This is a genomic window from Paenibacillus yanchengensis (genome assembly GCF_042684845.1).
Lineage (GTDB): Bacteria > Bacillota > Bacilli > Paenibacillales > Paenibacillaceae > Pristimantibacillus > Pristimantibacillus yanchengensis.
This window is the reverse complement of sequence record NZ_JBHUMH010000064.1, coordinates 92,255-115,839: the sequence shown is the minus strand read 5'-3', so window position 1 is coordinate 115,839 and position 23,585 is coordinate 92,255. Positions and strand designations below refer to the sequence as shown.

The 23,585-nt window shown below is 39.0% G+C and carries 23 protein-coding genes; all 23 read left to right on the top strand.

The genetic code is table 11. From position 1 onward, the window contains the following. Window positions 1-8 precede the first annotated feature (8 nt). The 23 genes from ACFSTH_RS20385 to rpsO all read left to right on the top strand — a co-directional run bounded on the left by ACFSTH_RS20385 (window position 9) and on the right by rpsO (window position 23,580). Window positions 9-1,415: a DUF342 domain-containing protein gene (locus ACFSTH_RS20385; protein ID WP_377773350.1), complete on the top strand. Its 1,407-nt coding sequence runs from the start codon at window positions 9-11 to the stop codon at window positions 1,413-1,415. A 23-nt stretch (window positions 1,416-1,438) separates the two neighbouring features. Continuing rightward, the gene (locus ACFSTH_RS20380; RefSeq protein ID WP_377773348.1) at window positions 1,439-1,765 is read left to right on the top strand and encodes a hypothetical protein; all 327 of its coding nucleotides are present in this window, start codon (window positions 1,439-1,441) and stop codon (window positions 1,763-1,765) included. Between the two features lie 44 nt (window positions 1,766-1,809). Further along, window positions 1,810-2,340 (top strand): DUF6115 domain-containing protein, encoded by a 531-nt coding sequence (locus ACFSTH_RS20375; RefSeq protein ID WP_377773346.1) that lies wholly within the window; start codon window positions 1,810-1,812, stop codon window positions 2,338-2,340. Beyond that, entirely contained in the window at window positions 2,333-2,899 is a 567-nt protein-coding gene (locus ACFSTH_RS20370; RefSeq protein WP_377773344.1) for a hypothetical protein, read from the top strand. Before ACFSTH_RS20375 ends, ACFSTH_RS20370 begins: the two co-directional genes overlap by 8 nt. Before the next feature lie 214 nt (window positions 2,900-3,113). Further along, the gene (gene rpsB / locus ACFSTH_RS20365; protein ID WP_377773342.1) at window positions 3,114-3,812 is read left to right on the top strand and encodes a 30S ribosomal protein S2; all 699 of its coding nucleotides are present in this window, start codon (window positions 3,114-3,116) and stop codon (window positions 3,810-3,812) included. 103 nt (window positions 3,813-3,915) lie between these two features. After that, the gene (gene tsf, locus ACFSTH_RS20360) at window positions 3,916-4,566 is read left to right on the top strand and encodes a translation elongation factor Ts (RefSeq protein ID WP_377773340.1); all 651 of its coding nucleotides are present in this window, start codon (window positions 3,916-3,918) and stop codon (window positions 4,564-4,566) included. A gap of 145 nt (window positions 4,567-4,711) precedes the next feature. Beyond that, window positions 4,712-5,440, top strand: coding sequence for a UMP kinase (gene pyrH, locus ACFSTH_RS20355; RefSeq protein ID WP_377773338.1), 729 nt, complete (start codon window positions 4,712-4,714; stop codon window positions 5,438-5,440). Further along, a complete protein-coding gene (gene frr / locus ACFSTH_RS20350) occupies window positions 5,440-5,994 on the top strand; it encodes a ribosome recycling factor (protein WP_377773336.1) in 555 nt (184 codons plus the stop codon). Before pyrH ends, frr begins: the two co-directional genes overlap by 1 nt. A 62-nt stretch (window positions 5,995-6,056) precedes the next feature. Beyond that, complete coding sequence (locus ACFSTH_RS20345) at window positions 6,057-6,821, top strand: isoprenyl transferase (RefSeq protein WP_377773334.1); 765 nt, start codon at window positions 6,057-6,059, stop codon at window positions 6,819-6,821. Between the two features lie 23 nt (window positions 6,822-6,844). Further along, window positions 6,845-7,639: a phosphatidate cytidylyltransferase gene (locus ACFSTH_RS20340; protein ID WP_377773331.1), complete on the top strand. Its 795-nt coding sequence runs from the start codon at window positions 6,845-6,847 to the stop codon at window positions 7,637-7,639. Window positions 7,640-7,653: 14 nt separating this feature from the next. Further along, window positions 7,654-8,793: a 1-deoxy-D-xylulose-5-phosphate reductoisomerase gene (locus ACFSTH_RS20335; RefSeq protein WP_377773329.1), complete on the top strand. Its 1,140-nt coding sequence runs from the start codon at window positions 7,654-7,656 to the stop codon at window positions 8,791-8,793. A 90-nt stretch (window positions 8,794-8,883) separates the two neighbouring features. Beyond that, window positions 8,884-10,146, top strand: a complete 1,263-nt coding sequence (rseP, locus tag ACFSTH_RS20330) for an RIP metalloprotease RseP (RefSeq protein ID WP_377773327.1) — start codon at window positions 8,884-8,886, stop codon at window positions 10,144-10,146. 10 nt (window positions 10,147-10,156) lie between these two features. Next, window positions 10,157-11,605 carry a proline--tRNA ligase gene (gene proS / locus ACFSTH_RS20325; protein ID WP_377773325.1) on the top strand — a complete coding sequence of 483 codons (1,449 nt, stop codon included), beginning with the start codon at window positions 10,157-10,159 and terminating at the stop codon, window positions 11,603-11,605. Between the two features lie 48 nt (window positions 11,606-11,653). Beyond that, window positions 11,654-15,961, top strand: coding sequence for a PolC-type DNA polymerase III (locus ACFSTH_RS20320; RefSeq protein WP_377773323.1), 4,308 nt, complete (start codon window positions 11,654-11,656; stop codon window positions 15,959-15,961). A 180-nt stretch (window positions 15,962-16,141) separates the two neighbouring features. Further along, window positions 16,142-16,603: a ribosome maturation factor RimP gene (gene rimP / locus ACFSTH_RS20315; RefSeq protein WP_377773321.1), complete on the top strand. Its 462-nt coding sequence runs from the start codon at window positions 16,142-16,144 to the stop codon at window positions 16,601-16,603. A gap of 36 nt (window positions 16,604-16,639) precedes the next feature. Then, window positions 16,640-17,737, top strand: coding sequence for a transcription termination factor NusA (nusA, locus tag ACFSTH_RS20310; RefSeq protein ID WP_377773319.1), 1,098 nt, complete (start codon window positions 16,640-16,642; stop codon window positions 17,735-17,737). 33 nt (window positions 17,738-17,770) lie between these two features. Next, entirely contained in the window at window positions 17,771-18,082 is a 312-nt protein-coding gene (gene rnpM, locus ACFSTH_RS20305) for an RNase P modulator RnpM (RefSeq protein WP_377773317.1), read from the top strand. After that, window positions 18,072-18,374 (top strand): L7Ae/L30e/S12e/Gadd45 family ribosomal protein, encoded by a 303-nt coding sequence (locus tag ACFSTH_RS20300; protein ID WP_377773315.1) that lies wholly within the window; start codon window positions 18,072-18,074, stop codon window positions 18,372-18,374. The genes rnpM and ACFSTH_RS20300 overlap by 11 nt, the downstream gene beginning before the upstream one ends. Window positions 18,375-18,466: 92 nt before the next feature. Continuing rightward, window positions 18,467-20,833: a translation initiation factor IF-2 gene (gene infB / locus ACFSTH_RS20295; RefSeq protein WP_377773593.1), complete on the top strand. Its 2,367-nt coding sequence runs from the start codon at window positions 18,467-18,469 to the stop codon at window positions 20,831-20,833. A gap of 7 nt (window positions 20,834-20,840) precedes the next feature. After that, window positions 20,841-21,197, top strand: coding sequence for a 30S ribosome-binding factor RbfA (gene rbfA, locus ACFSTH_RS20290; RefSeq protein ID WP_377773313.1), 357 nt, complete (start codon window positions 20,841-20,843; stop codon window positions 21,195-21,197). Further along, entirely contained in the window at window positions 21,194-22,189 is a 996-nt protein-coding gene (locus ACFSTH_RS20285) for a DHH family phosphoesterase (protein ID WP_377773311.1), read from the top strand. The genes rbfA and ACFSTH_RS20285 overlap by 4 nt, the downstream gene beginning before the upstream one ends. A gap of 1 nt (window position 22,190) precedes the next feature. Next, window positions 22,191-23,105, top strand: coding sequence for a tRNA pseudouridine(55) synthase TruB (gene truB / locus ACFSTH_RS20280; RefSeq protein WP_377773309.1), 915 nt, complete (start codon window positions 22,191-22,193; stop codon window positions 23,103-23,105). Window positions 23,106-23,310: 205 nt separating this feature from the next. Continuing rightward, window positions 23,311-23,580 carry a 30S ribosomal protein S15 gene (gene rpsO / locus ACFSTH_RS20275; protein WP_377773307.1) on the top strand — a complete coding sequence of 90 codons (270 nt, stop codon included), beginning with the start codon at window positions 23,311-23,313 and terminating at the stop codon, window positions 23,578-23,580. Window positions 23,581-23,585 lie beyond the last annotated feature (5 nt).

The following is a 23,585-nucleotide window of genomic DNA, read 5'->3' as shown; positions in this document are numbered from 1 at the left end:
GCTATACATTGAATGTAGAACAGTTGGATACATTTATTAAGGTTCATTTCTCAGCAGATAAATTATCCGCTTCAATCACATTTATTCGTCTAACTGATGATTTTTCTATTACCGTGGAACAACTTCGTGCCTTTCTTCAGTCCAAAGGAATCGTATTCGGCTTCATAGAGCAGGTGTTACAGCAAATATGTACGCAGCCTTTAGACTTTTTGCGCGAGCAGCCAGTAGTAGCGGTAGGTGAATCTGCTGTGTCTGGAAACGATGGTTATATTGATTATTTACTTGGAAAAGTATCTAAAAGTGAGCAACAAAGCAGTAAAGAAGATATAGATAAAGTAGATTTGAAAAATATTATGACACTAGAAAATGTACGGCAAGGGCAGCCAGTTGCTCGATTAATGGAGCCTGGCGTAGGTGAACCAGGGCGCACCGTTACGGGAGATATAATACCAGCGAAGTTGGGCAAACCGGCTCGTTTTAAGCCAGGAAAAAATGTCGTTATTTCGGAAGAACAAAAAACGATGTATGCTACTATTGATGGCATTATTTCTCTTACAGATCGAGATAAAGTCAACGTTTTTCCTTTATATGAAATTAATGGTGATGTTGACTATCGCATTGGTAATATTACATTTGTCGGGACGGTCGTTATAAGAGGTAATGTACTAACCGGATTTAAAGTTCAGGCAGATGGAGATATACGGGTAATTGGTGGAGTAGAAGGGGCGGAATTGATCGCTGGTGGCTCTATTGAAGTAACAGGAGGCATTATGGCAGGTCATAAAGGATTTATTAAGGCTAGCGGTCAACTTTTGCGCAGTTCATTTATTCAAGATGCCAATGTATCATGTGGCGGAGATATTATTGTCTCTCAAAGCATTATGCACTCGCAAATTAAAGCTGGCGGACATATTATATGTGAAGGTAATCGTGGGCTTATCGTCGGTGGCACGGTGCAAGCTGGCACTTCTGTATTAGCTAGAACGATTGGCAATGCGATGAGTACAACTACTGTAATAGAGGTTGGAGTTCAACCGCACCTTCGTGAAGAACTACTAGAACTAAGAAAAGTTATACGAGCAGAAGCAGAAAACCTCGATAAAACTGAAAAAGCATTAACGATCTTGGATCAAATGGCCGCGACTGGAAAACTGACACCGGAGCGATTAGCGATGCGACTAAAGTTTAACACTACTCGGCGACAATTAATAGATCAGCTCGATGAGGCTAAAAGTCGTGTGCTAGAAATAGAAAAATCATTAGACAGTACAGAATTAGCTAGAGTTGAAGTAACAGGGCAAATTTTTGGCGGTAGTCGCATCGTAATTGGTCGGTATACTAAATTTATAAAGGATAGTGCAAAACGGGTCTCTTTCCGTTATTATGAAGGAGATATTGTAATGTACCCATTATAAATAAACTTAAAGGGTGACGGCTTATGTCATTTAAACCATTAGATATGCAAATGTCTGTTCCACGTACACAAGACGTCAGTATACTAAAGAGTCAAGCAGCTCAAAAACCGATAGTAGATCAAAATGCGCTTGCTCAGCAGTCCATACAGGAAACAGAAAAAATGCGTACAGAAAGTAGTAAACTTGAAAAATCCGCAAAAATGACCATAAAAGAACAGGCTCGCGAACAAAAAGGTCAGCAGGATAAACAGTCCGATCAAGAAGTAGTCGAAGTAGATGCAAAAAAAAGTCAGACCGTTTCCGATCCTATTCATCCCTATAAAGGTCATCATGTAGATATTTCACTATAATGTATTAATTTTATGATTTTGAATAGAAAGAAGGTCAGCCTACGATGCAGCCATGGCAATATATCGTACTGCTTGGAGCAGTAATTGCTGTATTGGCGTTTGCTATGCCGCGTCGTCAAACGACGAATAAACAAGCAGAAAGTAGTGAGCAGATAGAGCATGTGTTGGAACACTATTTTATGCAGGCAGAGCAGGACCATGAATCGCTAGTACAACTTGTGAAAGAAACACAACAAAATTCACGTTCGCAAGTAGCTTCTAATGAACAAAAAGTAAAGCAATTAGAGGAACAGCTATTGCAATTATCCCGACAATTAGAGCGACAAGAGCTAGTAAAGGTACAGCAGGGATCGATTGAAAAGGGACCAGAACAGGATATCGTCGAGCAAATGCAAGTAACGAATGAATCACCAGAGGAGCAGGCAACGACGATACAGCATCGATATAAACAATTGTTACAGTTATATCATGGTGGTAAATCTATTGATATGATTGCCAAACAAATGCAGCTCAATAAAGGGGAAGTACAATTAATTATCCAGCTTGCCCGGCAGGAGGAAAAACACCGTGCATAAACGTTCATTTTTGCTAGGGTTGGGGATAGGGATTATAATTGGGGCAATTTTGTTACAATTAATAGTAGTTGGAGAAGCTAGTACTAAAAAATTACGTAGTCATGAAGAAGTTTTTTCTTCGGAATCGCAACCTACTCCACTTACGCTATCCGAAGAACTGGAAGAAGTAGTGATAGAAGAAGAACAGGAAAAAGCGGATACATCAAGTAATTCTTCTAATAAACAAACAAACAATGCAACAAATAGTATAGCTGCTGTCGATTCAAAAAAAGAACATATTATACGCATCACACCGGGTGAGACCATTTCTTCTACAGCAGCTTTGTTACATAAAAAGAAAATTATTACGGATAAAGACGAGTTTATTAAACAAATGCGCAAAAAAAAGCAAGTCGTTCGAGCAGGATGTTTTTTATTTAACGAGCAAATTACTGTTGCACAAGCGATGGACATAGTAAAAAACGAACCGTTATTATCCAAAGAAATAGCGGAATATAATCAGCATTCCGAGCGGATAGTAGTCGATGCCGCTTGTGTCGTTCATGATGAAGGAAAATAACCGAAATAAAACGTTTACATAGCGCTCTTGTAATTAATTCACTTGAATATCCTTCTATTTCCTTGCTTCGTTGAATGATGTGTGATATATTAATTTTTGGTGTTAAAACACACGTCAATCAATTTTGTTAATGGTGCTTATACTCGGTATAAGTGTTAACGAAAAGTGCGACTGACGGAGGATCATACAAACCATACTAGGAGGTGTTGAAGAAATGGCGGTTATTTCCATGAAACAGCTTTTGGAAGCTGGAGTACACTTTGGTCACCAGACACGTCGCTGGAACCCAAAGATGGATCGTTATATCTTCACTGAAAGAAACGGGATTTACATTATTGATTTGCAAAAAACGGTTAAAAAAGTAGACGAAGCTTATAACTTCATTAAGTCTATTGCTGCTGAAGGCGGCACAGTTCTGTTCGTTGGAACTAAAAAACAAGCGCAAGACTCTGTGAAAGAAGAAGCAGAGCGTTGCGGTAACTACTTCATCAATCAACGTTGGTTGGGTGGAACGTTAACTAACTTCCAAACCATTCAAAAACGTATTGATCGTTTGAAAAAACTTGAACTTTGGGAAGAAGACGGTACGTTTGAAGCTCTTCCTAAAAAAGAAGTTATCCTTCTTCGTAAGGAAAAAGATCGTTTGGAGAAGTTTTTGGGTGGTATTAAAGGAATGAAGGGCTTGCCAAGCGCTTTGTTTGTAATTGATCCACGTAAAGAGCGTATTGCAGTTGCAGAAGCTCGCAAACTTGGTATTCCAATTGTTGGTATCGTAGATACTAACTGTGATCCAGACGAAATCGATTATGTTATTCCTGGTAACGACGATGCAATTCGTGCAGTTAAATTGTTGACTGCTAAGATGGCAGATGCTATCGTTGAAGCTAACCAAGGCGAAGATACAACAGCTTAATAAACTTTATAGTTTAACATGAAGGGTGGTCAGATAGGTGAAAACCTCTCACTACCCTTTTTTTGGGACATAAATATATTCAAAATTTTAGGAGGTAGTATCAATGGCAGTTAGTGCAAGCGCAGTGAAAGATCTTCGTGCAAGAACAGGAGCAGGGATGTTAGACTGCAAAAAAGCATTGGATGAAACTAATGGTGATATTGATAAAGCAATTGCATTGCTACGTGAAAAAGGGCTTGCAGCTGCAGCAAATAAATCAGGACGTGTTGCAACAGAAGGTGTTGTAGAGTCCTACATTCACGCGGGTGGCAGAATTGGTGTTCTTGTAGAAATTAACTGTGAAACAGATTTTGTTGCAAAAACAGATCAGTTCCGTGAATTCGCAAGAGATGTAGCAATGCATATTGCTGCTTCTAATCCAAAATATGTTCGTCGTGAAGACGTACCTGGTGGCGAAATTGAAAAAGAACGTGAAATTTTGCGTAACCAAGCATTGAATGAAGGTAAACCAGAAAAAATCGTAGATAAAATGGTCGAAGGCCGTATTTCTAAATACTACGAAGAGTTTTGCTTGCTAGAGCAATCGTTCATTAAAGATCCAGACAAAACAATTGAAACATTAGTGAATGAAAAAATTAGTACAATTGGTGAGAATGTATCTATTCGTCGCTTTGTTCGTTACGAACTTGGTGAAGGTATGGAGAAAAAAGTAGATAACTTCGTTGAAGAAGTTATGGCACAAGCTAATTTGTAATCCGAACGCACAGGCGGGGCGGGGCGTCCGCCTCGCCTTTTTTTTCTAATAATGATCTGAAAGTGTCACATCTTATATAGGTGTGTAGTGTTATAGTATTAATTAATCGCACTTTATATAGGTGCTTAGCATGGGGGTATTGCAGTTGGAACAACCAGTATTTAAACGAATCGTATTGAAGGTAAGTGGTGAATCTCTGTCAGGCAATGAAGGGTATGGAATTGAGGCTTCTATGATTTCTTCGATTGCTAATCAAGTAAAAGAAGTTATCGATCTTGGGGTAGAGGTAGCAATAGTTGTAGGTGGCGGTAACATATGGAGAGGAATTGCTGGATCTGCCAAAGGGATAGATCGTGCAACTGCTGATTATATGGGAATGCTTGCAACAGTTATGAACTCATTAGCACTTCAAGATGCATTAGAGCAAATCGAAGTACCAACCCGTGTACAGACATCCATAGCAATGCAACAAATAGCGGAACCGTATATTCGTAGACGTGCTATTCGTCATTTGGAGAAAGGTAGAGTCGTTATATTTGCTGCTGGGACAGGAAACCCATTCTTCTCTACGGACACAACTGCTGCGCTCCGTGCTGCAGAAATTGAAGCAGAAGTTATTTTGATGGCAAAAAACAAAGTAGATGGCGTTTACTCTGCGGATCCATTCAAAGATTCAACTGCTGTTAAGTATAAAGAATTGACTTACTTAGAAGTATTGAACAAAAACCTTGGTGTGATGGACTCTACTGCGTCATCCTTGTGCATGGATAACAACATTCCACTGATCGTTTTTTCAATTACAGAGCAAGGAAACATAAAACGAGTTGTGTTAGGTGAAAAAATCGGAACTATTGTGAAAGGGAGTGCTAAATAATGCCACAACAAGTAAAGAAAAATGCGGAAGAACGGATGGAAAAAGCAATTTCATCATTAAGACGTGATTTGACTTCACTACGTGCAGGTAAAGCGAATCCAGCGCTATTTGATCGTATCCAAGTAGAATATTACGGTGCAATGACTCCACTCAATCAATTAGCTAATATTAATACGCCTGATTCACGAACATTGTTAATTCAACCATGGGATAAATCATCTCTAGGTGACATAGAAAAAGCAATTATGAAAAGTGATTTGGGTTTAACGCCATCTAACGATGGTAGTGCAATTCGAATTAACGTTCCTATGTTAACCGAAGAAAGACGTGCGGAACTAGTAAAAACAGCTAAAAAGTTTGGTGAAGAAGCTAAAGTAGCCATTCGTAACATTCGTCGTGATGCCAATGATGATGTGAAGAAATTGGAAAAAACTGATATTTCTGAAGATGAATCACGTCGTCATCAAGAAGATATCCAAAAAACGACAGATAAATATATTGCAGAAGTAGATAAAGTGCTTGTTGTTAAAGAAAAAGAAATTATGGAAGTTTAATAATCGTTTAGCCCCTCCGCCAGGTGGGGTTTGGTTTTTGATATTGGTTGGGGGGAAGCAGGATGATAAAGCGACTTTTGGCCAGACTTAGCAACTCGTCCATGCCGCAAGTAGAATTACAGTCAACAGAAAATATTCCCAAACATGTTGCGATTATTATGGATGGCAATGGCCGTTGGGCAAAAGATCGTGGCTTGCCACGAGTTGCAGGGCACCATTCCGGGATGAAGGCTGTCAAACAAGTAACGATTACAGCTAATCGTATTGGTGTGAAATATTTGACGCTGTATGCTTTTTCGACAGAAAACTGGAAACGACCCAAGGCTGAGGTTGAATTTTTAATGCAGCTTCCACAGCAATTTTTAGAAATTGAATTAGATGATTTAATCGCTAATAATGTGCAGGTTCGTATGATGGGGTACGAGGAACATTTACCAAAGCATACACTTTATGCAGTTCAGCAAGCTGTTGAAAAAACAGCTAACAATACCGGATTAGTGTTGAATTTTGCATTGAATTACGGCAGTAGACTAGAGATGGTAGAAGCTATACGTAGTATCGCTAGCGATGTTCAAGCTGGTCAACTTCAAGTGGATCAAATTGACGAACTAACTTTATCTAGCAGATTATTATCATCGAATTTACCTGATCCTGATTTGCTTATTCGAACTAGTGGTGAGCTCAGAATTAGTAATTTTATGCTCTGGCAACTAGCTTATAGTGAATTATGGTTTACTGATGTGTACTGGCCTGAGTTTAAGGAAGCACATTTCATGGAAGCAGTTAAAGAATATCAACAGCGTATTAGACGTTATGGAGGATTATAGATCCGAAAACGGAGTGTGACCAAGTGAAACAACGAATAATAACAGGTGTATTAGCAGGAGCCTTTTTCATCGCTATGACAATTATAGGTGGAAACTGGTACGCAACACTTATGATTCTACTCGCTCTTATTGGTTTCTTCGAGTTCGCTCGGATGAATGGTCATCGGTGGTATGATGGAATGACTGTTGTTGGATTTGTCGCTTTATTGTACTTCGTCATTCCTTGGCAAGCATGGAATATGACAGCACCATCCATTATGCTCGTTCTTTGGTCGCTAGTTGCAATTTTATTGCTAATTACAGTTCTCTCAAAAAATCGCTATACGATTGATAAGGCGGCACTAGTCGTACTTGGAGCGATTTATATTGGTTTTGGTTTTTCAGCTATGATAGAAGTAAGACTGCTGGAACAACATGGTCTATTATGGGCGCTACTTGTATTTGGCTCCATATGGTCGTCTGATATTGGCGCTTATTTTACTGGAAAAGCGATTGGTAAACATAAATTATGGCCAGATATCAGTCCTAATAAAACAATTGAAGGTGCTATTGGTGGTGTGTTATTAGCAATTGTAACGGCTAGTTTAATTACGCTGTTCTCACCAGAGTTTTTAGCAATAGATCGAGCGATCCTTATAGGAGCCATTGCTGCTGTTGCCGGGCAGTTAGGTGATTTGATGCAATCCGCTTATAAACGAGTGAAGGGCATTAAAGACACTGGAACATTACTACCTGGACATGGTGGTGTGTTAGATCGTTGTGATAGCTGGATTATAGTATTCCCATTATTAGTACTAACAGGGCTAATTCCAGTATAGAGGAAGGAGCACACATGAAAAAAATAGCGATACTAGGCTCTACCGGTTCGATTGGAACACAGACGTTAGAAATAATTGCTTTTCATCCGGATCGTTTTCAAGTAGTAGCTTTAAGTGCAGGACAAAATATAGAATTATTAATTTCACAAGCGAAACAGTTTTCGCCCAAACTAGTATCTGTGGCAACGAAGCAATTAGCTGATCAAGTAAAGCTGCATTTGCCTTCTCATATTACGGTTGTATATGGAGAAGAAGGTTTGATAGAAGCGGCAGTACATCCAGCAGCAGATATAGTAGTAACTGCTATCGTTGGGAGCAGAGGGCTTCCTGCAACACTTGCAGCTATTGAAGCAGGTAAAACTATCGCATTAGCTAACAAAGAGACGCTAGTAACAGCTGGGCAATTAGTAATGGAAAAAGCAGCACGTTACAATGTTCCGATTATTCCGGTTGATAGTGAGCATTCGGCATTATTTCAAAGCTTGAATGGCGAGCAGTTAAAAACAGTGTATAAACTAGTTTTGACAGCTTCTGGAGGATCATTTCGAGATCGAACTCGATCAGAGCTGGCGAATGTTACAATCGAAGATGCTTTGCGTCATCCGAATTGGTCAATGGGTGCTAAAATTACAATAGATTCGGCAACAATGGTGAACAAAGGATTAGAAGTTATAGAAGCACACTGGCTATTTGGAATGCCTTATGAACAAATTGATGTCGTTATTCATCCTGAAAGTATTATTCATTCGATGGTTGAATATGATGATAGCAGCATTATAGCGCAATTAGGAAATCCAGATATGCGTGTACCAATACAGTATGCACTTACTTATCCAGAGCGAATTGAATCCCCTGCCAAAAGATTGAACTTGACTGCTATACAACAATTAACGTTTCGAGAGATGGATTACACAAGATTTCCATGTCTGCAACTGGCTTTTGAATGTGGTAAGTTAGGTCAATCTGCACCTACTGTTTACAATGCTGCTAATGAAATAGCGGTAGCTCGATTTTTAAATCGTGAAGTTTCTTTTTTGGATATAGAACGGATTATTGAAACAGTAATAAACGATCATAACCTAATGGCGATTACAGATGCTGAAAGTATTTTGGAAGTCGACACATGGGCAAGGAAATATGCAGCCATTATTTAAGCAGATCCTGTAATTTATGGTTCTCTTGTTTTATATAGGGGAATAATGATAATCTATGTACAGGCCGTAAAGAACAGGAGGCTATAAAATATGCAAACAATTCAAGTTGTTTTTTCGACAGTAATGGTCTTTTTTGTCATTATTTCCATTCATGAACTTGGCCATTTTATATTTGCGAAGCGTGCTGGCATTTTAGTTCGTGAATTTGCTATTGGTTTTGGTCCTAAACTATTAGCTTGGAAGAAAAATGAAACAAACTACACCCTTCGCTTGTTACCCATCGGTGGTTATGTGCGAATGGCTGGTGAAGATCCAGAGCTTGTAGAAGTACAACCCGGGCAAACTGTCGCCGTTCGTCTCAAAGATAATATTGTCACTAGAATTTATTTGGATCGATTAGATGAGCGCAGTAATGTCATGCGTGGAGAAGTAGAATCTGTCGATATCGAACATAAATTAACGATGACATTACTTGTTGATGGAGTAAGCGAAAGCTATCCTGTTGCTCGTGAAACGCATCTAGTAGCGCGAGGAATGGAAACCCAAATTGCACCATATGATCGACAATTCAATAGCAAAACAGTTGGGCAGCGAGCGATGACGATTTTTGCTGGACCAATGATGAACTTTATTTTAGCTTTTGGTTTGTTTATTGCGTACGTACAAATGGCGGGTGTGAACGAAAAAATACTCGTAAATGAAGTAATGGAAAATATGCCCGCAGCTACAACCGAATTACAGCAAAATGATGAAATTAAGGCTGTAAATGGACAAGAAATTGGAATTGACTACGACTTAATGTTAGATATTATTGGTGTTTCAGCAGGTAAACCAATAGTAATGGATATTCTTCGGGATGGACAACCACTACAAGTTACATTAACACCAGTTGCGAATGAAGATGGAATTGGGAAAATAGGACTAGTGTCCAAATATGGCACAAGATCAGCAACATTGTCAGAGTCGTTTACGCAACCTGTAGTGTTAATGAAAGACATGACGGTAACAATTTTTCAAAGTTTAAAAATGTTATTTACATTACAATTTAAACTGGATGATTTGGCAGGACCAGTTCGCACAGCAGAAATTACTAGTGAAATTGCACGTCAAGGAATCGTTCAATTAACGCGCTGGACGGGACTATTGAGTTTATATTTAGGTATATTTAATTTATTACCTGTACCAGCATTAGACGGCAGTCGATTAATGTTCCTTGGGTTAGAAGCAGTTCGTCGTCGACCGATTGAAGCAGCCAAAGAAGGCTTTGTGCATTTTATTGGTTTTGCGATGTTGATGATTTTAATGTTAGTGGTGACTTACAACGATATTTTACGATTAATTAGAGGGGAGTAATCAACTTAAGATGGCAAAAGATAAACAGTTTGTTACAGAAATAACGCCTCAACAGGAAGATTTCTCTAGATGGTATATTGATGTAATTAAAAAAGCAGAGTTAATGGATTATTCTCCTGTACGTGGCTGTATCGTATTTCGTCCAGACGGCTATGAGCTATGGGAAAATATTCAACGTGATTTGGATCGTCGATTCAAAGAAACCGGACATCGGAATGCTTATTTTCCATTACTGATTCCCGAAAGTTTCTTTCAAAAAGAAAAAGAACACGTCGAAGGTTTTAATCCTGAGTTGCCATGGGTAACTGAAGCTGCTGGCGATATTTTAGAAGAGCGTCTAGCTATTCGTCCAACATCAGAAACGATGTTTGGTCATATGTATTCGAAATGGATTCAATCATACCGAGACCTACCTTTATTAATTAATCAATGGGCTAACGTCATTCGTTGGGAAAAACGGACATTACCATTTTTAAGAACGAGTGAGTTTCTATGGCAAGAAGGCCATACAGCACATGAAACAGAAGAGGAAGCACGAGCAGAAACGATGCAAATGCTTGATATCTATACTGATTTTTGTGAAACGATGCTCGCTATGCCTGTTATTAAAGGTCAAAAGACACCGTCAGAACGCTTTGCAGGTGCAGTAGATACATATTCTATTGAAGCAATGATGAAAGATGGTCGTGCTTTACAAGCTGGTACATCGCACTATTTAGGCACAAAATTTGCTACAGCTTTTGATATTAAATATTTAGATCGTGAAAATAATTTGCAATATGCTCATACTACTTCTTGGGGAGTTACGACACGGTTGATCGGTGCTGTTATTATGGTACATGGTGATGATCGTGGACTGGTATTACCACCAAAAATTGCTCCATTACAAGTAGTGATGATTCCAATTGGACCTGCGAAAACAAGAGAACAAGTGATTGGTCGAGTAGATGAACTATATAAAGAATTAAAACAAGCTGGTATAAAAGTAAAAGTAGACGATCGAGCTGATGTAAGTCCAGGCTGGAAGTTTAATGAATATGAAATGCGTGGTATTCCCATTCGTTTAGAATTAGGACCACGTGATATGGAAAACGGTCAAGTTGTTCTAGTATCACGAGTTACTGGTGAAAAAAGAATGGTACAACAAGACAATTTACTAGCAGAAATTGATCAATTGCTGAACGAAATTCACGATGAGATGCTGGAGCGTGCGAAGCAATTTATTGTAGATAACAGCAACGTAGTCGATACTTTAGATGAAATGAAACAATTATTTGAACAAAAACGTGGATTTGTAGAAGCTGGTTGGTGTGGATCAGCTGCTTGTGAAGCGCAAGTAAAAGAAGAAACAGGTGCTACTAGTCGTAATATACCTTTTGAACCATCTGTTCATAAAGAAACATGTTTAGTTTGTGATGAAGCTGCTAAACATACTGTTGTATTTGCAAGGGCTTATTAATACTGATAATAGTAAATTCATTCGGATTGACAGGAGGAGAGGAAGGATATGAGCCTATCCCAGGAGAAGCGCCACCGGTTTGAATTGTTACTGCAACAAATCGGCTTGCCGCAAGATCTTATTCAATCTTATTTTCAAGATGGTTATATTGATCAGGTCATAGTAAGCAAAAACAATCGTGAATGGACGTTTTGCATAAGCAAGACGTCCATATTACCCTTTACAACTTATCGATTGTTTACAGAAGCAGCGAAGACGAAATTTGAGCATATAGCTAATGTTTCTTTTCAATTTACGTATGACGAAGTAATAGATACAGAAAATATTATTTCACAATATTGGCCATTGTTTTTAGCATTTATAGAGCAAGAAGTAGCTTCAGTGAACGGATGGTTGAAGAAAGCGAACATTGAGGTTGCAGGAACTCATATTACAGTAACGTTACATGATCAAACAGGGGTACAGCTAGCAGAGAAAAAACAAATAGATCAACATATTATCTCATTCTACAAAACTTTTTTTGATCGAAAAGTTCAAGTGAAATTAGTTGCAGGGGAATTGGCTCAAGGAGAATATGAGCAGTTTATGCAACGGATTGAACAAGAGGAACGAGACCATATTGAAGAAATGATGATTGAAGCAGCTACAAGACAAGAATCAGAGCAGGATGAAGAAGTTAGGTTAGCCGTCGGTTATGATATTAAAGAAATAGCAACGCCGATGTCACAAATTCAAGATGAAGAAAAACGGGTTACTGTACAAGGACTTGTCTTTGGGCTTGATCGAAAAGAATTACGTAACGGTAGCACACTATTTATTTTTAATTTGACAGACTATACAGATTCATTGGCTATGAAGATGTTTGCCAAAACAAAAGAAGATGTAAAAGTTTTATCTAATCTAGCAAATGGTAAATGGGTAAAAGCTAGAGGTAGAGTAGAGTATGATCGCTTTATGCAAGAACCAGAATTAGTGATGATGCCAAATGATCTCCATGAAGCATTTTCCCCACCAGAACGAATGGATAAAGCAGAGCAAAAACGAGTTGAATTTCACTTGCATACGACGATGAGTGCGATGGATGCTGTAGCCAATATCGATTCTTATGCAAAAACGGCAGCAAAATGGGGACATAAAGCTTTAGCCGTTACAGATCATAGTAATGTGCAATGTTATCCCGAAGCAGTAAAGGCTTCCAAAAAACATGGCATCCAGCTGTTGTATGGATTAGAAGCAAACGTCATTAATGATGATGTTGTAATGGTATTCAATCCTCGTAGTGAGGATCTGAAAACAGCGACCTATGTAGTATTTGATATTGAGACGACTGGTTTATCCATTACCAATAGTAAAATTATCGAGCTAGCTGGCGTTAAAATGAAAGATGGAAAAGAAATAGATCGCTTCTCGACCTTTATTAATCCTCATGAAAGTATTCCTTACAATATACAACAACTGACGAATATTAATGATGATATGGTCCGAAATGCACCTGAATTAGAACCTAAACTAAGAGAGTTTGTTACATTTATTGGCGATGCCGTTTTGGTGGCACATAACGCAAAGTTTGATATTGGGTTTTTGGATGCAAACTGTCAAGCATTCGGTATTCCACTTATTAAAAACCCATTGCTTGATACGCTTGAATTAGCTAGGTTTTTGTATCCAACTATGAAAAATCATCGTTTAAATACGCTATCAGATAAATATAAAGTAAGTTTAGATAATCATCACCGAGCTATCGATGACTCGATTGCCCTTGCAGGAGTTTTATACGGTTTAGTTAAAGATGCAGAACAACGAGATATAGTAAATCTAGCTGATTTAAATAGTTATGCCGGTTTAAATATTACTAACATTAGACCGTTTCATTGTAATATTTATGCATTAAATGCTGTAGGTAAGAAAAATTTATTTAAACTAATCTCACTTTCTCATACCGAGTATTTTAAAAGAGTAGCTATTATTCCGAAAAGTAAATTAGTTGAACTTCGTGAAGGTTTACTCGTTATATCGGGCTGCGAAAAAGGGGAATTTTTTGAAACAGTGCTTAATAAAACAATGGAAGAAGCGATGGAAGTCGCACGTTTTTATGATGTACTGGAAATACAACCAATCGACTTTTATATGCACTTAGTGGAGAGAGGCTTAGTTCGCTCCCGTGCAGAAATTGAACAAGCGATGCGAAAAATATGCCAAATTGCTGATCAATTAGAAAAACCAGTAATCGCCACCGGAAATGTCCATTATTTGCATCCGCGAGATAAAATATATCGTGATATTACGATACATGGTATAACGGGATTTAGCCCGCTGAAGTCGATGCGTAAGCCAGATGCTCATTTCCGTACAACGGAAGAGATGTTAGAGGAATTTGCTTTTCTAGGTGAAGCAAGAGCGATGGAAGTAGTTGTTACGAATACGAATGCATTGCTTGATCGCTTTGAAGCGTATGATATGTTTCCGAAAGAATTGTTTACTCCTAATATTGACGGGGCTGACGAAGAAATCAGAAATACATGCTACGAAACAGCGATCCGTATGTATAACGAACCATTACCTCAAGTGGTGGTGGACAGGCTCGAAAAAGAGCTTGTACCTATAATAAAATATCGTTTTTCGGCAAACTATTTAATCTCAGAAAAACTTGTGAAAAAATCGAACGAAGATGGCTATTTAGTCGGTTCTCGTGGTTCCGTTGGTTCTTCGGTAGTAGCAACGTTTCTCGGTATCTCAGAAGTGAATCCACTGCCTGCTCATTATTTATGTCGAAATTCAGCATGTCGCCATAGCGAGTGGTTTTTGGATGGTAGCGTTCCTAGTGGTTTCGACTTACCAGATAAACCCTGCCCGAATTGTGAGCAAATCATGAAAGGCGAAGGGCAAGATATTCCCTTTGAAACCTTTCTTGGTTTTAAAGGAGATAAAGTTCCCGATATAGATCTAAACTTTTCGGGAAATTATCAGCCAATTGCACATAATTATACGAAAGTATTGTTTGGAGCAGAAAATGTGTTTCGCGCAGGAACGATTGGTACGGTAGCCGAAAAAACAGCCTATGGTTTCTCCAAAAAATACGAAGAAGAACATCATAAAAAATGGCGCGGCGCTGAACTAGCTAGATTGGCTAACGGTTGTACCGGAGTTAAACGAAGTACCGGTCAGCATCCAGGCGGAATAGTTGTAGTACCAGATTATATGGATGTTGAAGATGTTACGCCTATTCAGTTTCCTGCCGATGATGTAAATGCGGAATGGAAAACGACTCACTTTGATTATCATGCGTTTGATGAAAATTTATTGAAGCTCGATATACTGGGTCACGATGATCCGACGATGATGCGGATGCTACAAGATCTAACTGGTGTAGACCCGATCACCATTCCAATGAATGACAGCAAAGTGATGAGTTTATTTAACTCCACCACTGCGCTTGAAGTAACGCCACAGCAAATACGTTCTCCAGTCGCTACGTATGGTGTGCCCGAGATGGGAACAAAGTTTGTAAGACAGATGCTAGAAGAAACCGAACCCTCTTCCTTTGCTGACTTGTTACAAATTTCGGGGTTATCACATGGTACCGGTGTATGGCTTGGTAATGCGCAAGAGCTAATTAAAAATGGTACGTGTACGATTAAAACGGTAATCGGCTGTCGTGATGATATTATGCTATACTTAATTTACAAAGCTGGTATGGATGCATCACTTGCTTTTACCATTACAGAAAGCGTTCGTAAAGGACGTGGACTGACTCCAGAATGGATAGAAGAAATGAAGAAGTGCAAAGTGCCACAGTGGTATATTGATTCTTGTTTAAGAATCGAATATATGTTTCCTAAGGCGCATGCTGCCGCTTACGTTATTTCTGCTGTACGTACTGCATATTTTAAACTATATTATCCGATTGAATTTTATGCTACCTACTTTACCGTTCGTGCCGATGATTTTGATATAGAATTACTATGTCAAGGTTACGATGCTATTAAGCGGAAATTAGAAGAAATTGAAGCCAAAGGCTTTAACGCTACTCCAAAAGAAAAAAGTATGGTGTCTCAACTAGAGATGTCATTAGAAATGACTGCACGTGGTTTCTCATTTAAACCAATTGATTTATATCGATCCGAAGGTACTGATTTTGTTATTGATGGACAGAGTTTAATTCCACCATTTTCAGCACTAGCTGGAATAGGAGATAATGCTGCTCGTAACATTGCCGCATCTCGGGATGCTGGAGAATACTTGTCGATTGAAGATTTTCAACAACGATCGAAAGCAACAAAAACGATAGTTGAAATGCTTAATGAGATGGGTTGTTTTCGAGGATTACCAGAAAGTAATCAGTTATCATTATTTTGATGACATGTAATTGTACACCGTAATGTAAATCATTTCTTGTCACTACACGGCGATTATGATATAATTTTTGTGGCAATGATGATAAAGACATTCGATGCAGAAGAGTGGGGAAACCCACTCTTTACGTTTTGTAATGGAAAATTTTTTAAATGCGTGCAAACAACAGGAGGTTGTCTTAATTTGAGCACATCCAATATCAAATCCGCTATTGAGGCAATGGTGCAGCCCTATCTCAATGAAAATGGCTTTGAACTGGTTGACATTGAATATGTTAAAGAAGGAAGCAATTGGTTTCTACGTATCTTTGTAGATAAAGAAGATGGAATCGACATTGATGAATGCGGTCGAATAAGTGAGTATGTCAGCGAGCAACTGGATAAAGATGATCCAATAAAGCAAGCTTACTTTTTGGAAGTATCTTCACCAGGTGCGGAAAAGCCGTTAAAAAAAGCTGCGGACGTACATAAAGCAGTCGGCAAGCATATTTACATGACAACCTACGAGCTAATCGACGGATTAAAAGAATTTGAAGGATTGTTAGAGGCGTTCGACGGCGAGAATGTCGTTATTCGCATAGGTAAAAATGTGCATACAATTGCGTATGACAAAGTCGCCAGTGCACGACTTGCCATTGTTTTCTAGTTAGGAAAGAATAGTGAAAGGGGGAACATAGTTCCAATGAGCATGGATTTTATTGAAGCATTACATGAAATAGAACGTGATAAAGGAATTTCTAAGGATGTGCTTTTGGAAGCGATTGAGGCTGCGCTCATATCGAGTTACAAACGTAACTTTAACACTGCACAAAATGTACGAGTAGATATGAACAGACATAATGGTGTTATCAAAGTGTATGCACGCAAAACAGTTGTTGACGAGGTACTTGATCCACGGTTAGAAATAACTGTAGATGCATCCAGAGAAATTAATCCGCATTATCAACTAGACGATATAGCCGAGATTGAAGTTACACCACGAGACTTTGGCAGAATAGCAGCACAAACGGCAAAGCAAGTCGTTACCCAGCGGATTCGAGAAGCAGAACGTGGATTGATATATAATGCATATATTGATAAAGAAGAAGATATCGTCAATGGTATCGTTCAGCGTCAAGATACCCGAAATTTGTTTGTCGATTTAGGAAAAGTAGAAGCTGTTTTACCATTAACAGAACTAATGCCAACCGATAAGTTCAAACATGGCGATCGAGTAAAATCATTTATTACTAAAGTGGAGAATACGACAAAAGGACCGCAAATTATTTTGTCTCGTACACATCCAGGTTTGTTAAAACGATTATTTGAACTCGAAGTGCCTGAAATATTCGATGGTGTAGTAGAAATTAGATCAGTAGCACGTGAAGCAGGTTTTCGTTCCAAAATTGCAGTTCATTCCCGTAATGAAGAAGTAGATCCTGTTGGATCATGCGTTGGACAAAAGGGTTTGCGGGTTCAAACTATCGTATCTGAGTTAAAAGGTGAAAAAATCGATATCGTACGCTGGTCAGATAATATCGAAGAGTATGTCGCTAATGCACTTAGTCCATCAAAAGTGGTTGAAGTGAATGTATTTGAAGCAGAGAAGATGGCTCGAGTCATCGTCCCTGACTATCAGCTCTCATTAGCTATAGGTATAAAAGGACAAAATGCAAGACTAGCAGCTAAGCTTACTGGCTGGAAAATCGATATTAAAAGTGAATCGCAGGCGGAGCAAGAATTCGGCCGTCCAAAAAACACTACAGAAACGATGCCGCAAGATTCTGTGTCTTTTGATTAATGTAAACGAGTTGTCGTTAGAGGAGGGTGTGCGGTGAAACCAAGAAAAGTACCGCTTCGCAAATGTGTTGCCTGTCAAGAAATGATGCCGAAGAGGGAACTGATCCGTGTGGTCCGGACACCGGATGAAGAAATTATGGTTGATCTGACAGGCAAAAAGGCAGGGAGAGGCGCTTATTTATGTGGCAAACTGAATTGCTTTGCATTAGCACAAAAGAGCAAAGCGCTTGATAGAGCGTTGAAACAAACGGTAGACGAGGCTGTTTATGTGCAACTTAAGCAGCAGTTTATTGCAGTAGAGCAACAGTTTATTGCGAACAAGGGGAATACAAACGATGAAAGCTGATAAAGCACTGTCACTGCTAGGACTTGCAACAAGAGCTGGCAAATTAATTTCTGGTGATGAAATTGTGCTCAAGGCAGTTAGACAGCGGAACTGTAGTCTCGTTATTATCGCGGGCGATGCTTCGTCCAACACAAAAAAGAAGTTTGCTGATAAATGCCGCACCTACGGAATACAACTTGCCGAAGCGTACGACCGCGAACAATTGGGGAAGGCAATCGGTAAAGAAGATCGTGTTATTATCGCAATTACCGATGCGCAATTTGCAGCTCTAATAGCGAGTCATTTGAGCTAATATACGGAGGTGGATTCTACTTGAGCGATAACAAACAAGGAAAAGAATCAAAAGATAAGTTGCGAGTGTATCAATATGCAAAATCTTTAAACATGAGTAGTAAAGAGATTATTACTATTTTAAAAAAAATGGATTTGCCAGTGAACAACCATATGAGTGTAATGGAACCTAGTATGGTTGAAAAAGTGGAAGGTTTTTTTAAAAACATCAAATCCAATGCAGCAGCAAAACGAATGCAAGAAGAAGTACCATCAAATCAAGAGAGACAGGGGTCTACGAATAATAATAATATGACAACTAAATCGATAGAAAACTCAAAAGTAACTCAAAGCAAAGCAGAAAATACTACTGCTGAAGTAAAAGCAGTAAATCATGCAGACAAAGCTCGGACTACCGAGAAAAAAGAAAATGTTGCACCACGAGCAAGAACAGCAAGTCCAACTACAACAAGTCCAGCTCGTACAGGTGATGTAAAACAACGTACTACGAGTTCACAGCAACCAACGAACAGAACTGGTTCTGAAGCAAAGGGCAAACCAGAAGATCGTAGTAGTAATACAAGCTCTAACAATAATTCTCGCGGTGGCAAGGGTGGAAATCGCAGAGGAGATTCCAACAATCAATATGGCGGTCGTTCCGGTGGAAGACATGGTGGAAACCGTAATAGAGGTAAGCAACAGCAACCACCTCGTGAAAAAATCGATAACACACCAAAGAAAATTATTGTACGTGGCACATTAACTGTTGCTGAGCTAGCTAAACTATTGCATAAGGATGTATCGGAAGTTATTAAAAAACTGATTTTCCTTGGCGTGATGGCTACAATTAATCAGGAAGTCGAAATGGAAGCTATTCAACTCATTGCCGATGAATATGGCGTAGAAGTTGAAGTGAAAATTCCGGTGGAAGAAGACGATTTCGAAACGATCGAAGAAGTTGATGCTGAAGCTGATCTTACATTGCGTCCAGCTGTTGTAACAATTATGGGGCACGTTGACCACGGTAAAACAACATTGCTTGACTCGATCCGGAAAACTAACGTTTCTGGCGGTGAAGCTGGTGGTATTACACAGCATATCGGAGCTTACCAAGTCGAAATTAATAACAAAAAAATTACGTTTCTTGATACACCTGGACACGAAGCATTTACATTAATGCGGGCCCGTGGTGCACAAGTTACCGATATTACAATTATTGTAGTAGCAGCAGATGACGGTATTATGCCTCAAACAGTAGAAGCAATCAGTCATGCGAAAGCTGCTGGAGTGCCGATTATTGTAGCTGTCAATAAAATTGACAAGCCAGATGCTAATATTGACCGCATTAAACAAGAAATGACAGAGTATGAGCTAGTTCCTGAAGAGTGGGGCGGCGACACTATCTTTGTAGAAATTTCTGCGAAACAACGAATTGGTATAGAAAATCTTCTTGAGATGATCTTGTTAGTTGCAGAAGTAAATGATTATAAAGCAAATCCAAATAAACGTGCACGTGGTACTGTCATAGATGCTGAGTTAGACAAAGGTAAAGGACCTGTTGTTCGAATTCTAGTGCAACACGGAACTCTGCGAGTAGGCGATGCATTTGTTGCAGGTAACTGTTTTGGTCGCGTACGGACAATGCTAAGTGACAGAGGACGCCGTTTAAAAGAAGCTGGTCCATCTACTCCTGTAGAAATTACAGGGTTAACAGAAGTTCCACTTGCTGGTGATCCATTCCTTGCCTTTGAAGATGAGCGAAAAGCTCGCGCTATCGCGGATCGTAGATCAATCAAACATCGTCAAAGTGAAATCGGAGCAAATACACGAGTAACTTTGGACGATTTGTATAATCATATTAAAGAAGGCGAAATGAAAGACTTGAACGTTATTATTAAAGCTGACGTCCAAGGTTCTGCCGAAGCACTAAAAGGATCACTTGCTAAAATTGATATCGAAGGTGTACGTGTAAAAATTATTCATACTGGTGTTGGAGCAATTACGGAATCTGATATTATATTGGCATCTGCTTCTAATGCAATTATTATCGGATTTAACGTTCGCCCAGAGCCACAAGCAGAAGCTACAATCGCGTCAGAAAAAGTAGATGTGCGGATGCATAGAGTAATTTATAGTGCAATCGAAGAAATTGAGCAAGCGATGAAAGGCTTACTTGACCCGATTTATAAAGAAGTTATTATCGGTCATGCAGAAGTTCGTAATATATTTAAAGTAACTCGAATTGGTGCGATTGCAGGCTGTATGATTACAGATGGAAAAATATCACGTAATGCAGAAGCAAGAGTTGTTCGTAATGGCATTGTCGTTTATACAGGAAGTGTAGAATCGTTAAAACGATTTAAAGACGATGTGAAAGATGTATCGCAAGGCTTTGAATGTGGTATTACGCTTGAGCGTTTTAGCGATATCAAAGAAGGCGATATAATCGAAGCATTCGTTATGGAAGCAGTAGAGAGGTGAATAGTACATGGCAAAAATTCGAGTAGGCAGAGTTAGTGAGCAAATCAAAAAAGAACTGAGTCAAATTATCCAAACAGAACTAAAAGATCCCCGTATCGGATTTATTACGATTACAGGTGTAGAAACGACAAATGATTTGTCACAATCTCGTGTTTATTTGAGCGTGCTTGGCACCGACGAGCAAAAAGAAGAGACGTTAGTTGCACTTGAAAAAGGTAGTGGGTTTTTGAGATCTGAACTAGGCAAACGAATGAAATTGCGTCATACACCAGAGCTGCAATTTAAGTTCGATAACAGTATTGAATACGGTAGCCGTATCGAATCGATACTAGAAGAAATAAGCCGAGAAGACGATAAACAATGATGACTTTAGAGCCATCATATCAAGAACAATTACAGCAAGCATTGGATTTTATGAAGAGAGCAGATCAATTTCTTGTTGTTTCACATGTGCAACCTGACGGTGATGCAATAAGTGCTCAGCTTACGATAGGATGGTTGCTATCTAAGCTGGGCAAATCAGCTATCTTCATGAATGAAAGTGAATTGCCAAGCAGATTGCAATTTTTGCATCAGTTTGAACAGATTGAACGTTATTCTAATGAAGAAAATGATGTGAAATATGGCAATGTCATTACGGTCGATTGTGCGGATTTTAAACGAATTGGGGCAGTAAGTAATTTGTTTGCTGAACAGGTCAATATATTAAATATAGACCACCATCCGACTAATAATGGATTTGGTCAAGTAAATGTTATTCGCGCAGATGCTGCTGCAACTGTAGAAGTTTTGTACGATCTCATTGCACTTGCTGGATTTTCATTAGATTTGAATTGTGCAACAGCCATTTATACTGGTCTGCTCACAGATACAGGTGGTTTCAGATACTCTAATACAAGTGCTAAAGTAATGCAAATCGTTTCACATCTGTTACATTTAGGAGTTAATGGTTCCCAAATATCCGATCTACTGCTGGAGAAAATGACCATGGCAAAGTTGCAGTTATTGCGATTATCATTAAGTCGTCTAACGTTTGATGATAAGCAGCAAATTGGCTGGGTCTATATTTTGCAGACTGATATGGAATCTACAGGTGCAGTATCTGAAGATGTCGAAGGAATTGTTAATTACGCTCTTAATGTCGATGGTGTACAGGTAGGTATTTTATTTAAAGAAGCGGAAGATGGTTCTATTAAAGCAAGTATACGCTCCGCAGGTTTAGTCGATGTTGCTCACATCGCGCAACAATTCGGTGGCGGTGGTCATAAACGTGCAGCAGGTTGCCGTCTAGAAGGCGATCTAAATAAAGCGATGAATGAGTTATTGGTTGAAGTTCGAAAGGCAGTGGTGAACTAGTATGGAAGGAATTCTTGCCGTCTGGAAGCCTGCTGGTTGGACTAGTCATGATGTAGTTGCCAAAGTACGTCGTTTGTTAGGTGTTAAGCGTATTGGTCATACCGGTACGCTCGATCCTATCGTAACGGGCGTACTTCCTTTGTGTATAGGACGGGCTACTCGTGTTGTCGAATATATGCAAGAACGTCCCAAAGCATATACAGCTACGCTCCGATTAGGTATTGCAACAGATACAGAAGATATTACCGGAAACATTATAGAACAAGTCGATGATTTTCAAGTAAATATCGATGATATAACAGCTGTATTAGAAACATTTGTAGGGGAAGTAGAACAAACGCCTCCTATGTATTCTGCGGTGAAAGTAAATGGTAAGCGATTATATGAGCTGGCTCGTGAAGGTAAAACAGTCGAAAGAAAAACGAGGCAGGTTACTATTTACAATATAAAATTACTTGAAGAACATTTGGCTGATCGTGAAGCGACTTTTACTTTTGAAGTCGAATGTTCCAAAGGTACATACATTCGAACATTGTGCGTTGACATTGGAAAAAAATTAGGCATACCTGCGACCATGACACAGTTAGTTCGGACACAATCTGCCGGTATTACAGCAAATGACTGTCTTACTTTGGAACAAATAGAGCAATTCATGCAGTCTGATGAATTACAAAATCATTTGATAGCAACAGATGAAGCGATCGATCATTTGGATCAAATATGCATTGCAGATGATCAAACTAGCCGTATATTGCAAGGACAAAGAGTAAAATGGCAGATGTTAGGAATAACTGTTCCTGAGGATTGGGCAGAAGGTCATATTATTAAAATCTACAATGCCTCCAGCCAATTTTTAGGTATATTTACAGTAAACCGAGAAAACGAAGTGTTCCAACCCGTTAAAATATTTTCATAATTTTATATTGGGATGTATGTTTTAGAAACAAAAGGTCAACTATAAATAATACAAAATGTCTCGACAAATAATTATACAATATGGTATACTTTACATCGTTGCCATCGTTAAAAAACGTAGCTGCAACTTAACCTTAGCTTGGATGTTCGTTTTCACCGGCGACAGCGAGGCTAATGGTGATCTAAGAAGAGGAGGTGAATTTAGGATGGCTATAACTCAAGAGCGTAAACACCAATTGATTGAAGAACACAGAACGCACGAAGGCGATACTGGTTCTCCAGAAGTGCAAGTCGCTATCCTGACGGAGAATATTGTTAACTTAACTCAGCATTTGCGTGAGCATAAGAAAGACCATCATTCACGTCGTGGTTTGTTGAAAATGGTAGGTCAACGTCGTAAACTGTTGGCATACTTGAAAAACAAAGACGTCAGACGCTACAGTGCTCTGATCGAAAAACTAGGCTTGCGCCGCTAATTCAA